Origin of the sequence: Phycicoccus sp. M110.8 (assembly GCF_032464895.1) — a bacterium.
GTDB lineage: Bacteria > Actinomycetota > Actinomycetes > Actinomycetales > Dermatophilaceae > Pedococcus.
In genome coordinates this window covers 321498-334779 of the sequence record NZ_JAWDIC010000001.1, presented here as the reverse complement: position 1 = coordinate 334779, position 13282 = coordinate 321498, and the positions used below count along the sequence as shown (strand labels likewise).

Genomic DNA, 13282 nt, shown 5'->3' with positions numbered 1-13282 from the left:
CAGTGGGACCCAAGGAGAGCGAGCTCGCGAAGATCCGCGACGCGGCGTCCGACATCAAGGCGCAGGGCGAGGACTGGGAGGCTGCGGCCGCCCGGATCGACACCCTGGTCGCGAGTGTCAAGAACACCAAGAACGACCTCGGCCTCGACTGGGAGGGCGAGGGCGCCGACGCCGCGTTCGCGGCCATGGACCGGCTCACCGCCAGCCTGACCGAGCACGCGACCGCGCTGCGCCAGGTGAAGTCGGCCCTCGACCAGGCCGACACCGCGGTGTCGACGGCGCAGACGGCGCTCGCCACCAAGGTGGAGACGGTCGACACCAGCCCCGACCGCACCGGCTACGTCCGTCAGACGGGCCTCGAGCCGGGCAGCACCGAGCCGGTCGGCAAGACGTTCGACCAGGCCGCCTACGACGCGGCGGTCGCCCAGCAGGAGCAGCAGCGCGAGGCCGCGGCGGCCGCTGCGCTCCGCCAGCTCAGCACCGACATGGCGACAGCGACCACGAAGCTGCCGATCGACGCGACGCCGCACCGCGACCAGGGGGGCTCGAACCTGCCCAGCGGTGGAAGCGGGGGAAGCACCCCGACCGGCGGGGGAAGCACCCCGACCGGGTACTCCGGGGGCCACACCGGCGCCGTCCCCACGGTCGGCTCCACGAGCGGCTTCGTCCCGACGGGCGGCGTGTACCACCCCGGCATCGACCCGACCATCCCCACCACGGTCCCCACGGGCGGCCTCATCGACGACTCCGGCACCACGGCGGACGGCGTGGTCTCCGGGACCGTCCCCGGGTTCACCGGCGTCAGTGGCTCGACGGGCTCGAGCGGCAACGTCGGCGGCTCCACGCTCGGTGGCGTCGGCGGGCTCGCCGGGGCGGTCGGGGGGATCGGCATGGTCGCCGGTGGTGCCGCCGGAATGGTCCGCGGCGCCGGTGGCTCCGCGGGTGGGCTGCTCTCCGGCCTCGGTCGCGAGGCCGGCGGCTCGCTCTCGGGCCTGACCCGCGCGGCGGGTGGATCTGCCCGTGGCGCCCTCGGCAACCTCACCGGCACCGCGGCCGTCCCCGGTGGGAGCGCGTCGGGTGGCGGGACCACGGGAGCCGCCGGGGCGGCCGGCGGACGCGGCGGCAGCGGCATGGTCTCCGCCGCTGGCGGTGGCGGTTCCGGCGCGGGCAGCGGCTCGTCGGTCCGCGGTGCCTCGGCAGGCGGAAGGTACGGGGTCCCGAAGCTCGACGGCGCCTCCGGCCGTGGCGCCGGTGGAGCCGGGGCCACCGAGGTGGCTTCCGGGCAGGGTGCCGGCAGCCGGGGAGCGAACGGCGTGGCCGGCGGCGGCGGTGGCGCCGGGGGTGCCGGCGGCGGCAGCGACAAGAAGAAGGGCAAGGAGTTCCTCACCCACGAGGACGAGGAGAACTGGTACGACGACGCAGAGGCGAGCGACTCCGTCTGGGAGTAGCCGCCTCCGAGAGGGGGGATGACCACCATGGCACCGAAGATCAAGGTCGAGATCGCGCAGCTGGACCTCGCCGAGCAGGTCCTGGACCGGCAGCGCGGCCACATGGACGCCGCGGGCCGCTTCGTGCAGGCCAACTGCCGCGCGAGTGGCGCCTTCACCGGCGTCCTCGGGCTGCTGGAGGGGCACTACTCGCGCGCCTACGACGCCGGTACGCGCGGCATGTCCAACGGGTCGACCATCGCCGACACGTGCGCCACGCTGACGAAAGGAACGCGCAAGGAGTTCATCGCCCGTGACCGGGCGGCCTACGAGGCGTTGGCCAAGAAGGGCGTGAACCTGCCGCCGTACGAGGCACCCACGGGCGGGACGGTGCGCAGTGGCGTGCCGGTCGGCCCGGTCTCGGGCACGCCGTCCGGAGGCGGGTTCCTCGACGGGATGAAGTCGTGGAAGACCATGGTGGACACCACGACCCACCTGTCGAAGCCGCTGTGGCAGAACCCCAAGGAGCTCTGGCGCGTCCAGCAGGGCAACTTCGACTCCACGCAGCGCACCGACCCCAAGTACTGGATCCAGCGGGGCCTCGACAAGCAGTTCAACGCGCTGCGCAAGAAGCTCGACGGGATGTCGCCCACCGAGCGCGGCAACTACCTGCGCAACCGGCAGCGGAGCGCCTACGCCGACGGCCAGGACTGGGCCCGCAGGCACGGCCTGGACAACGACCCTGCATCGCCGTCGCCCGCCGCCGGGGCGGTGACGACCCGGGACGCCGGCCGCATCGACACGCTGAGCAAGGCGGTCCAGGCGCCCACCGCCCTGGTCAGCGAGGGCCAGGACGTCCTCAATGCGGGTCAGCGGCTCGGCGACACCATCGCCCAGACGTCGCAGGTCAACGACGCCGTGAACGGCCCGAAGAACGACGGTGGCATCACCTGGGCCAAGAACCACAAGGGAGGCACCTGGTGAGCGTCTACGAGAAGGTCGACCCCTCGGCATACGCCTCGCAGAGCCTGGCCGTCGCCTCCGACGACGACTTCGCCAAGGAGTTCGAGTCCAGCTGCGGCTTCCTCATCGGCCACCTGCTCGGGTTCTGCCGGGACGCCTTCGGCACCGACCCGCTGCTCGAGCTCGTCAAGCCCCTGTGCGGTGACTGGGGCCTCATGGGCGTGGCCCAGCAGGGATGGGGCGACGCGGGCAAGATCTGCACCGCCGTCGGCGAGAACTTCAGCGCCCTCGACGCCGGCACCACCGACGTCTGGGACGGCGAGGCAGCGACCGCCTTCCGCTCCCGCATGGACTCCCTCGGTGGGACGTATGCCACCTATGCCAAGGGTTGTGAGCTCACCGGCGAGCTGACGGGCAGCCTCATCGAGGTGGCCAAGTCCGCCTGCCTGGGCATCGGCGCCCTCATCTCCTTCATCAGCGACATCCTCGAGCGGCTCATCATCGAGGCCTCAGTGCCGGTCATCGGGTGGCTGGTGGGGGCCGCGGACATCGCGATCCACATCCGCAGCTTCTGGCAGAAGTTCGACCGCGCCATCAGCCTCATCCGCCGCGTCTTGGACGCCATCGAGAAGACCGTCAAGGCGATCTACTCGATCATCAACATCATGCACGCGCTCAAGCTGGCCCTGACCACCGTCGCCGGTGGCTTGGCCATGTACAACGGCTCGCGCATCGACGAGGCCGCCCAGAACAACTTCGGAGTGTGACCAGATGAGCGACGCAGACCGCGCGATCGCCGAGGTCCAGGCGCTGCTGGGGGAGATCCGCAGCATCCAGGCGGACATCGAGCGCGACACGCGCGAGGCCATCGAGGAGCACGAGGCCTACCTCGCGAAGGTCGAGCCCGAGGACGAGGAGCGGGCGGCCAAGGCGCGCCGCGGCGAGCTCGGCCCGGACTGGCAGCGCCTCCAACGCCAGATCGACCTCGGGGAGACGAGCACGACGGCCGTGGTGGCTGGCGTCGACGACTCGCCGGCCGCCGAGACGATTCGCCGGACGGCCGCCGAGAACGCCCGGGAGGTGATGCGCGTCCAGGACGAGGCGCTCGAGGCCGACGACCCGGCGACCGAGGAGCTGTCGGCATCCATCGGTGCAGCCCGCCGCAACCTGCGCGAGATGCGCGAGCAGATGGAACGCATCCGGCAGATGCCGCTCCCCGACGTCGACTGACGCGCCGAGGTTCAGGCGTTCTCGGTCGCAGTGTCCTCGGCGGCCGACGCCTTGTGTCGGGACCGCTTGGCCTTCGCGCCGCCGAAGCGGCCGTTGTCGTCGACAGCCATGATCTGGCTGCGGCGGCGGGTCAGGGCGGACAGGCAGATGAGCTCGAGGTAGACGGCCGACACGAGCGTGACCCCCGCCCACAGCGGTGAGGTCCGGGAGGACGGGGAACCGGCCCAACCCTGGGGCACCAGCATCGGGACGGCCAGGCCGGTGGGGTCGGTGATGACGTCCATGGTGTCGCCGACCCGGATGGGGGTGAAGACGTTGCCGGTGGTGGTCCGGCGCCCGAGGGTCGAGTACGCCACCGTCTCGCCGCTCCCCGCGCCGGTCACCCGCACGCGGTAGCCGCCGTTGAACAGGTGCTCGGCCTGCGTGACCGTCACGTTGCTCGTGGGTTCCATGACGGCGGTCGTCCACACCCGGTAGCCGGCGTACTGCACGAAGAACGTGGCGAACGGCACCAGGAGGAACATCGCGCACAGGCCCTTGAAGGGCACCTTGTCCGTCACCTGGAGCAGGACGAGCAGGAATCCGCAGGCCACCGCCATGCCGAAGGTCTTCGGGTAGAGGCCGGGCGTCGTGTTGTGGTCGCCGAGCCTGGGGTGCCACGACCACCACACGCACGCCAGCAGGAGCAGGTGCGCGACGAGGACGAGCAGCACGCGACCCCACAGGCGCATGCCGTCGTCGCGCCGTCCCGCGCGGGCCGTGCTCTTCGCCGTGGTGGTCACGAGGTCCTCGCTTCGTCGGGGGCGTGTGGTCGTGGACTGGCGGTCGTGGGCTGCTGGCAGTGGTCGCGCGTCGTCGGGTGCAGGGTCGTCGGTCAGCCGGAGGTCAGCCGCCGGAACGCCTCGATGCCGTCGGCCGCGACCGCGGCCAGGGGCAGGCTCAGCACGACCGCGAACGACTCGAGCAGGTCGGCCAAGCGGGACAGGCGGGTCGAGTGCCAGCCGCGGGCCAGGGCGACCGCGCTACCCACCGCGACGAGCCCCAGCAGGGTCGCGAGCGCCAGCAGCAGGAAGCCCCAGGAGTCCGCGAGCCGCGCCCCGGCGGCATACGTGCCGAGCAGCGCCGCCACGCCGGCGGTGGTGAGCATCGCGGTGCGGGGGAGGCGGTCGCGCACCGTGCGCGACTGGTAGCCCAGGGCGAACGTGACGGCTGCGCACAGCCCCACGGCACCCCACGTCGCCAGCGCGGACCGGCCGGGCGTGACGACGAGGACGGTGAGCGCGACGGCGGCGACGAGGCAGCCCCACACCGTGCCGGCGGCCACGGTCTCGCGGGCCTCGAGGAAGACGCCGTCCACCTCCCGCGGCCGCAGCCGCCGGAAGCGTCGCACCTGCTGGACGCGGGCGGTCCAGATGGTGGTCGCGAGCCGGTCGACGTCGACGAGCTGCTCGTCGGGCAGGTCGAAGCCCAGGGAGGGCAGGAGCCGCACGACCGTGGGCACGAGGCCCGCCACGACGGCCGCCACGGCGAACGACGGCCAGTCGAGCAGGACCCCGACGACGCACAAGGAGCCGACGGCGGCAAAGGCCGTCATCGCCGCACGGGACGCCCGGTCGGAGGGTCCGCCGACGATGCGGGACACGCCCGCCAGCGCCGTCGCGAGGACGCAGCCGGCCAGCACGGCGATGCGTCCGGAGCTGGGGGAGTCGGTGACGGGCAGGGCCAGGCCGGCAGCGAAGCCGAACACGGGTGCCACCACCCGGGAGAGCCGCCCAGTCGCCGACGCGTCGAGCGCCAGCGCCAGTCCCGGGACGAACAGCAGGAGGGCCGCCACCGCGGGCCAGGACGTCCCGCTCGGGAGCTGCCCGCGGAAGGCCCCGAGGCCGAGGACGAGTGCCGCAGCTGCCGCGATCCCCCCGGCGGCCCACCGGGTCAGCACCTGCGCCTGGAGCCACGTGGCCGAGGCCGCGGCAGGCGCTGGCACGACGACGGCCACACCGGTGGCCGCCGGGTCGGGAGCCGCGGCGTCGGTCGGCAGGTCGCCCCGACGACGGGTCACCTCCGACAGCTGGCTGCGCGCGATCGTCGCCTCGGAGGGCGGCACGTACCGGCCACCCTGGCCCTCGGGCGACCGCGCGCCCGCGGACACCACCGACGGGTCGAGGTTGCGGACGTCGCGGGGGACCTCGTGGGTGGTGGCGCGGACCACGGTCAGCAGCGCGCCCTCGGGCACGACGTCGGCGAGCACCTCGTGCAGGGCGATGACGCGGCCCGCCGGGGTGGCGACGGCATACGGGCTGTTGCGGGGGGCGATGCCGAGGACGGCGAGCAGGTCGCCCACCTGCGCGTTCGCGGGCGCCACGAGGTCGTACCGCCGGTCGTCGGCGAGCAGGGACACCCGGTGCGCTGACTCCTCGCCGGACACCCTGCCTCCCCTCCCTGCGTACGTCCTGCCCCCACGGCTCCCCGGAACAATAGTGCCTGACCGTGGCCGGGCCGCACGTCAGCGCGCTGCCCCGGCGGGGGAGAGGGTAGGTTGGGCCCGCACGTGCAGGGGTGCCGCCCGTCTCGGGGGAGGCGGTGGCCGCCTGATGGGGACAGTCGGTCGTCGAGGAGGGCGCACACCACATGGCAGTGACGTTGCGGAGGGGGCCGCGCGAGCAGGCCCCTGAGGTGCCCTCCGGCCGGATCGTCCTGCAGTCCCCGCCGGAGATCACGCCGAGCGAGGGTGCGAGCTCCCTGCTCATGAATGCCGTGCCGATGCTCGGCAGCGTCGGCTCCATCGCGTTCGTGGCCCTGTCGCAGCCGGGCATCAAGGGCTACATCGCCGGCGGCATGTTCCTGGTCGCCTCGCTCGGCTTCGTCGGCGTCAACGGGTGGAAGCAGCGCCAGCAGCACGCGGCCGGGGTCAGCGAGGCCCGGCGCGAGTACCTCGCCTACCTCGGCGAGGTGCGTGAGACCGTCCGGGAGGCGGCCAACCGCCAGCGGGCCGCTGCGCTGTGGAACAACCCGGCGCCCGAGGCGCTGCCGGCGGTCTGCGAGGAGCGCACCCGGGTCTGGGAGCGCTCGACCGGCGACGACGACTTCCTGCGGGTGCGGTTCGGGCGGACGAACCAGCCCCTGTGCATCACGCTCGAGGCCCCCGACACCCCGCCGATGGCCCAGCTCGACCCGGTCGCCGCGTCGGCACTGCACCGGCTGCTGTCCACCCACCGGGTCCAGCCCGACCTGCCGGCGTCGGTGAGCCTGCCGTACTTCTCCCGCATCGAGGTCACCGGCGACGCCGAGCCGGCCCGCGCCCTCGCCCGCAGCCTCATAGCCGCGGCCACCACCCAGCACGCCCCCGACCAGCTCCAGGTCGCCGTCGTCGCCGGGGCGGACGCCCTCCCCGAGTGGGAGTGGGTCAAGTGGCTGCCGCACGCCCACAGCCAGCGCGAGCGCGACGGGGTCGGGCCGGCCCGCATGGTCGCCTCGTCCCTGTCGGACCTCGAGCCGATGCTGCCCGCCGAGCTGCGCGAGCGCCCCCGGTTCGGGTTCTCCGAGACCGCGACGCTGCCGCACGTCCTCGTGGTGGTCGACGGCGGCGACGTGCCGCCCGGCAACGCGATCGTCACCGAGGACGGCGTCCTCGGCGTCACCGTGCTCCACCTGCCCGAGCGCTGGGACGAGCTGTCCGTGGACAGCCGGATGCGCCTGGCCCTCGGCCAGCCGGCCACCTCCGGCCCGTACGCAGGCCGCGTGCCGATGCAGATCCTCACCCTGGGCAGCGAGCCCGCGCGCGGGTTCGCCGACCAGATGTCGCTCGTGCAGGCCGAGGCTGCGGCGCGGCGGCTCGCGCCCCTGTATGCCGGCGCCGAGCCCGAGCGCCGCGACGCCATGACCAGCACCACCGAGCTCGTGGACCTGCTGGGGCTGGGCGACGTGCGCGACTACGACCCCGAGGCCGCCTGGCGGCCCCGGCTGCAGCGCGACCGGCTGCGGGTGCCGATCGGTGTCGGCGCCCAGGGGCAGGTCGTCTCCCTCGACATCAAGGAGTCGGCGCAGCAGGGCATGGGCCCGCACGGCCTGGTCATCGGCGCCACCGGCTCGGGCAAGTCCGAGGTGCTGCGCACGCTGGTCCTGGCGCTCGCGATGACCCACTCCTCCGAGGCGCTCAACTTCGTCCTCGTCGACTTCAAGGGTGGTGCGACCTTCGCCGGCATGGCCGACATGCCGCACGTGTCCGCCGTCATCACCAACCTCGGCCAGGAGCTCAGCCTCGTCGACCGCATGCAGGACGCCCTGCACGGCGAGATGGTCCGCCGCCAGGAGCTGCTGCGTGCCGCCGGCAACTTCGCCAACGTCACGGACTACGAGAAGGCGCGAGCCGCGGGGGCCGACCTCGAGCCGCTGCCGGCCCTGCTCATCGTCGCCGACGAGTTCTCCGAGCTGCTCGCGGCGCGGCCGGAGTTCGTCGAGCTGTTCGTCGCGATCGGCCGGCTCGGCCGGTCGCTGTCGATGCACCTGCTGCTCGCCTCGCAGCGGCTGGAGGAGGGGCGCCTGCGCGGCCTGGAGTCGCACCTGTCCTACCGCATCGGCCTGCGCACCTTCTCGGCCTCGGAGTCGCGCACCGTCATCGGGGTCCCCGACGCGTACGAGCTGCCGGCGGTGCCGGGCCTCGGCTTCCTCAAGCCGGACCAGACGACCCTGCTCAAGTTCAAGGCGGCCTACGTCTCCGGGCCGCCGCCGGCGCGGCGGCGCGCCCACACCGGCAACACCGGGACGACCGGCGAGATCATCCCGTTCTCGGCCGCGCCCGTGCTGCGCCTCAGCACCGAGACCGAGGCACCCGTCGTCGACGAGGGGCCCCGGGAGGACCGCGCGACCTTCGACATCGCCGTTGCCAAGATGCGCGGCAAGGGCCGACCCGCCCACCAGGTCTGGCTGCCGCCGCTGGACGTGCCCGATTCCCTCGACCGCCTCTTCGGCGACCTGGCGACGCACGACCAGCTCGGCCTCGTCTCGCCCTCGTGGCGGGCCGCCGGGTCGCTCGTGGTCCCGCTGGGCATCGTCGACCGGCCGCTGGAGCAGCGCCGCGACGTCCTGTCCGTCGGGCTCGGCGGTGCGGCCGGGCACGTCGCCATCGTCGGTGGCCCGCGCAGCGGCAAGAGCACGCTCGCCCGCACCCTCGTGACCGCGCTCGCGCTCACGACGACCCCGCTCGAGTCGCAGTTCTACGTCATGGACTTCGGCGGCGGCACGTTCTCGCCCCTGGTCAAGCTGGCCCACGTCGCCGGGGTCGCGAGCCGCAACGAGCCGGACGTCGTGCGCCGCATGTTCGCCGAGCTGCGCGGCATCGTCGACAAGCGCGAGGCGTACTTCCGCGCGCAGGGCATCGACTCGATCGAGACCTACCGGCGGCGCCGGGCCGAGGGCCGCGCCGACGACGGCTACGGCGACGTGTTCCTCGTCGTCGACGGCTGGCCCACGCTGCGCGCCGAGTTCGACGAGCTGGAGCTGCAGATCCAGGAGCTGGCCGGGCGCGGCCTGACCTTCGGCCTGCACCTCGTCGCGACCACGAACCGGTGGATGGACTTCCGCAGCGCCGTCAAGGACGTCTTCGGCACGCGCCTGGAGCTGCGCCTCGGCGACACCAGCGACTCCGAGATCGACCGCAAGCTCGCGGCGAACGTGCCCAAGGGGCGGCCCGGGCGGGGCATCGAGGCGACCCGGCACCACTTCCTGGCCGCGATCCCGCGCATCGACGGCAGTGGCGACGCCGGCAGCCTCGGCGCCGGTGTCGACGACCTCGTCGAGCGCGTCAACGCGGCGTGGCAGGGCCCGAGCGGACCGAAGCTCCGGCTGCTGCCCGACCGGGTCGACCTCGAGCAGGTGCGCGCCCAGACGCGACCCGCGGACCGGCGCATCCTGCTGGGCATCGACGAGAACAACCTGGCACCGATCGGCGTGGACCCCACGGAGGAGCCGCACCTCTACCTCTTCGGCGACAGCGACTCGGGCAAGACGGCCATGCTGCGCACGTACGCCAGCGAGGTCATGCGGCTCTACACCCCGCAGGAGGCGCAGATCTTCGCGGTCGACTACCGCCGCGGCCTGCTGGGCGAGATCCCCGACGAGTACCTGCGCGAGTACTTCACCACCGAGGACCAGGTGGCTCAGAACATCCCCGAGCTCGCGGCATACCTGCGCTCCCGGCTGCCCGGACCGGACGTCACGCCCGAGCAGCTGCGCACCCGGAGCTGGTGGACCGGCGCCGAGGTGTTCGTGATCGTCGACGACTACGACCTCGTGGTGACGTCCGCCGGCAGCCCGCTCGCCGCCCTCGTGCCCCTGCTGGCCCAGGCCGGCGACGTCGGCCTGCACCTGGTCGTCACGCGGCGCACCGGCGGCGCGAGCCGCGCGTCGTACGAGTCGGTCATGCAGAGCCTGCGCGACCTGGCCAGCCCCGGCATCCTGCTCTCCGGCAGCCCCGACGAGGGCCCGCTGATCGGCAACGTCAAGCCGGTTCCCGCGGTGCCCGGGCGCGGACGCCTCGTCTCACGTGAGACAGGCAACAACGTGATGCAGGTTGCCTGGACCCCGTCACGCCACGGGTGACCTCTAGGCTGGGCCCCATGGAGCCGGTCTACTCGTCCGTGATCGGTGTCGCCCGAGCGCTGTTCGCCTTTCAGGGGTTGAGGATCCGCCTGCGCGGGCTCGACCACGTGCCGCGCACCGGTGGCGCCGTCATGGTCATCAACCACACGGGGTACTTCGACTTCACGTATGCCGGCCTCGCCGGTGTCGAGGCCGGCCGCCTCGTGCGGTTCATGGCGAAGAAGTCCATCTGGGACAACCCGGTGGCCCGCGTGCTCATGACCGGGATGCACCACATCCCCGTCGACCGTGAGGCCGGCCAGGAGTCGTTCGGGACCGCCCTGTCGGCGCTGCGGTCCGGGGAGATCGTGGGTGTCTTCCCCGAGGCCACCATCAGCCGCTCGTTCGAGCTCAAGGAGTTCAAGTCCGGCGCGGTACGGCTGGCGCAGCAGGCCGGCGTCCCGGTGCTGCCCGTGACGATCTGGGGCTCCCAGCGCGTCTGGACCAAGGGGCGTCCCAAGCGGATGGGCCGCCACCACGTCCCGCTCTTCATCACCGTGGGCGCGCCCCTGGTGGTCGCGGCCGACGAGGACCCGGTGGCGGCGACGGCCCGGGTCAAGGACGCCATGCGCGCCCAGCTCGACGCGGACCAGGCCGCCTACCCGGCGTGGCCGGACACCGAGCGCGAGCTGCTGCCCGCCCGGCTCGGCGGCACGGCGCCGACGCTCGAGGAGGCCGACACGATGGACGCCGCCGACCGCAGGGCACGGCGCACCGCGGGCTGAGCCGCAGCAGTCGGTCGGCTCAGGCCTTCTCGCCCTTGGCCGAGGCGGCCTTGGCCTTCGCGGCCTTGGCCTCGGCAGCCTTCGCCTTCGCAGCCTTGGCCTTCGCAGCCTTGGCCTTCGCCTTGGCGGCCTTGGCGGCCTTGGCCTTCTCGGCCTGGGCCCTGGCCTTGGCTGCGGCCCTCTCTGCCTTCGCCCGGGCGCGGGCAGCCGCTGCGGCAGCCTTGGCCTGAGCCCTGGCAGCGGCGGCAGCAGTCCTGGTCGGCGTGTGGCCGTTGGCCGTGCCGGTGATCGGTTTCCCGCTGCCCGTGACGGCGCCCCCGGTGGTCGTGCCACCACCGGTCACGGTGCCGCCACCGACGACGACGCCTCCACCGGAGGTCGCGGGAGGAGGGGTGGACGAGCCCGCAGGTCCGCCCGAGGAGCCACCGGTCGGGGCCGCACCACCGCCTGCGGGAGTGGTGAAGGCGGCCGTGCTGATCACGACGGTCCCGGCGGTGCCGGAACCGGTCAGGCCCACCGGCTCCACGGTGCCTCCGCCGACCGGCGGCTGACCGGGCTGGGTGCCAGGCTGCGTGCCCGGCTTTGTGGGCTCGACGCCCGGCGGGGTCACCGTGGGCCCACCACCGGAGGCGGTGGGACCCGGCACGACCGGGCCCTGGGCGGTCACGACGGGACGGTTCACCGGTCCGCGGAAGAGGTTGTCGACGACGGCCGGCAGCAGCCCGCTCATCGCAGCAGCCGCGCCCACACCACCGAGGGCGATGACCCAGGCAGCGGCGCCGGCGCCCGCACGGGCACCTCGGGACGCCTCGCGGGCGCCACGGGGGGGCACGGGGCGCACGAGGGTCGGACCGGCCACGGGGGTCTGCCACGTGAGCAGGTCCACGACGGACGGTTCGGTGAGCGCCGCGCCCGCGACCGGGGTGAGCGTCACGGCGGCCACAGCAGCAGGACCGGGCCCGGTCTGCGCCCCGGGGACGGCCTCGGGCGCGGGCGGGACAGCCGCGGCACGCCCCGTGTCGCCGAACAGGCCCTGGACGACCGCCGCGTCGGCCAGCTCGTCCGGCCGTGCGGGAGCCGCCATCGCGGCATACAGCTCCTCGAGGGGCAGGGTCAGCCGGTACTGGCCGCGGCGCACCAGCTCGAGCACCGCGGTCGGCTCCTGACCCGTGAGCCGGGCCATGGAGTCCCGGCCGAGGCCGGCCACGACGGCCATGGCGAGCACGTCGGCGGAGTCGGGGCCACAGGCCTGCAGGGCGGCGACGCCGGCGTCCACGGCAGCCGCAGCGGACGCAGCCCCCGCGGCTGCGGGGGCTGCCGCCGCCGGGGTCGACCCGGCAGGTTCGCGGGAGGGGACCGGCGGGGCGCTCGTGCCGAGGGCGGGGGACCCTCCGGCGGTCGCGGTCTCGCGGGCAGCGCCGACGGCGAGCTCGAACCAGTCGTCGTCGTCGGCGGGGCACGCGGGCAGCCGGCCCAGCAGGGTGGGCCAGCTGGCAAGGGCCACCCCGGCCGCGTCGTCGACGCCGATGGACCTCAGGTAACGGACCAGGACGGGGTTCGTGGCGGCGTACAGGCGCGCGAAAGCGTCCTCGTCGCCCCCTTGGGCGCCGAGGAGGTATGTGGCGATTTCCCCCGGCACGTCACCCAGTGTCCCCTGCTGCCTGCGGTTCACACCTCAGCCGTTCGGTTGATGTCGGAGGAAATCGGCTGCGGAACGGTCAGATCGCGTGCCCGAGGTGGGCCAGGGCCTGGCGCAGCAGCACGCCGTGGCCCCCGGCCATCTCCTCGACCACCGACGGCTGGAGCGCCTCCTCGGGGCTGAGCCAGGCGAGGTCGAGCGCGTCCTGCTGCGGCTGGCAGTCCCCGGCGACCGGGACGACGAAGGCCAGGGAGACCGCGTGCTGGCGCGGGTCGTGGAACGGGGTGACCCCGGGGGTGGGGAAGTACTCCGCGACGGTGAACGGCTGCGGGCTGGCCGGCACCTGCGGCAGGGCCATGGGACCGAGGTCCTTCTCCAGGTGACGGATGAGGGCGTCGCGCACGCGCTCGTGGTAGAGCACGCGGCCGGAGACCAGCTCGCGGTTGATCTCGCCGTCGGAGGCGCGCAGGAGCAGCCCGACCGCGGTCACGGCCCCGCGCTCGTCCACCCGCACCGGAACGGCGTCGACGTAGAGGATCGGCAGCCGCTGCCGCGCCGCGTCGAGGTCCTCGCGGGACAGCCAGGACTCACTGCGTTCGAGCTCGAGCGGACTCATGACCTGCTTTCTACCAGTGATGGCCCCTGCGCCCCCGACCGGTCCG

10 protein-coding genes are annotated in these 13282 nt (G+C 73.7%); 6 read left to right on the top strand and 4 right to left on the bottom strand.

All coding sequences use genetic code 11. The features are described 5' to 3' along the window. Positions 1–2: 2 nt before the first annotated feature. From RKE38_RS01595 to RKE38_RS01580, 4 genes are read left to right on the top strand one after another with little or no spacing between them, the layout of a single operon-like run. The gene (locus RKE38_RS01595) at positions 3–1448 is read left to right on the top strand and encodes a WXG100 family type VII secretion target (protein WP_316005712.1); all 1446 of its coding nucleotides are present in this window, start codon (positions 3–5) and stop codon (positions 1446–1448) included. Positions 1449–1475: 27 nt separating this feature from the next. Next, the gene (locus RKE38_RS01590) at positions 1476–2411 is read left to right on the top strand and encodes a hypothetical protein (RefSeq protein WP_316005711.1); all 936 of its coding nucleotides are present in this window, start codon (positions 1476–1478) and stop codon (positions 2409–2411) included. Then, complete coding sequence (locus RKE38_RS01585; RefSeq protein WP_316005710.1) at positions 2408–3157, top strand: hypothetical protein; 750 nt, start codon at positions 2408–2410, stop codon at positions 3155–3157. The genes RKE38_RS01590 and RKE38_RS01585 overlap by 4 nt, the downstream gene beginning before the upstream one ends. Positions 3158–3161: 4 nt before the next feature. Then, positions 3162–3620, top strand: a complete 459-nt coding sequence (locus tag RKE38_RS01580; RefSeq protein WP_316005709.1) for a hypothetical protein — start codon at positions 3162–3164, stop codon at positions 3618–3620. A gap of 11 nt (positions 3621–3631) precedes the next feature. Here the strand turns inward: RKE38_RS01580 and RKE38_RS01575 are convergent, their stop codons facing one another. Both RKE38_RS01575 and RKE38_RS01570 read right to left on the bottom strand, forming a co-directional pair. After that, complete coding sequence (locus RKE38_RS01575; RefSeq protein WP_316005708.1) at positions 3632–4402, bottom strand: hypothetical protein; 771 nt, start codon at positions 4400–4402, stop codon at positions 3632–3634. Between the two features lie 92 nt (positions 4403–4494). Next, positions 4495–6045 (bottom strand): hypothetical protein, encoded by a 1551-nt coding sequence (locus tag RKE38_RS01570; protein WP_316005707.1) that lies wholly within the window; start codon positions 6043–6045, stop codon positions 4495–4497. A 203-nt stretch (positions 6046–6248) separates the two neighbouring features. Here RKE38_RS01570 and eccCa point away from each other — a divergent pair, with 203 nt between their 5' ends. Beyond that, positions 6249–10217, top strand: a complete 3969-nt coding sequence (gene eccCa, locus RKE38_RS01565) for a type VII secretion protein EccCa (RefSeq protein ID WP_316005706.1) — start codon at positions 6249–6251, stop codon at positions 10215–10217. Between the two features lie 17 nt (positions 10218–10234). Continuing rightward, positions 10235–10981 carry a lysophospholipid acyltransferase family protein gene (locus RKE38_RS01560; RefSeq protein WP_316005705.1) on the top strand — a complete coding sequence of 249 codons (747 nt, stop codon included), beginning with the start codon at positions 10235–10237 and terminating at the stop codon, positions 10979–10981. A gap of 19 nt (positions 10982–11000) precedes the next feature. Here the strand turns inward: RKE38_RS01560 and RKE38_RS01555 are convergent, their stop codons facing one another. Both RKE38_RS01555 and RKE38_RS01550 read right to left on the bottom strand, forming a co-directional pair. Continuing rightward, a complete protein-coding gene (locus tag RKE38_RS01555; protein ID WP_316005704.1) occupies positions 11001–12620 on the bottom strand; it encodes a hypothetical protein in 1620 nt (539 codons plus the stop codon). 79 nt (positions 12621–12699) lie between these two features. Further along, positions 12700–13236 carry an NUDIX hydrolase family protein gene (locus RKE38_RS01550; protein WP_310148380.1) on the bottom strand — a complete coding sequence of 179 codons (537 nt, stop codon included), beginning with the start codon at positions 13234–13236 and terminating at the stop codon, positions 12700–12702. Between the last annotated feature and the right edge of the window lie 46 nt (positions 13237–13282).

Coding starts and splice junctions, on each gene's coding strand:
- RKE38_RS01590 (WP_316005711.1), top strand. CDS start 1,476: ATGGCACCGAAGATCAAGGTCGAGATCGCGCAGCTGGACCTCGCCGAG.
- RKE38_RS01580 (WP_316005709.1), top strand. CDS start 3,162: ATGAGCGACGCAGACCGCGCGATCGCCGAGGTCCAGGCGCTGCTGGGG.
- eccCa (WP_316005706.1), top strand. CDS start 6,249: ATGGCAGTGACGTTGCGGAGGGGGCCGCGCGAGCAGGCCCCTGAGGTG.
- RKE38_RS01560 (WP_316005705.1), top strand. CDS start 10,235: ATGGAGCCGGTCTACTCGTCCGTGATCGGTGTCGCCCGAGCGCTGTTC.
- RKE38_RS01550 (WP_310148380.1), bottom strand. CDS start 13,236: ATGAGTCCGCTCGAGCTCGAACGCAGTGAGTCCTGGCTGTCCCGCGAG.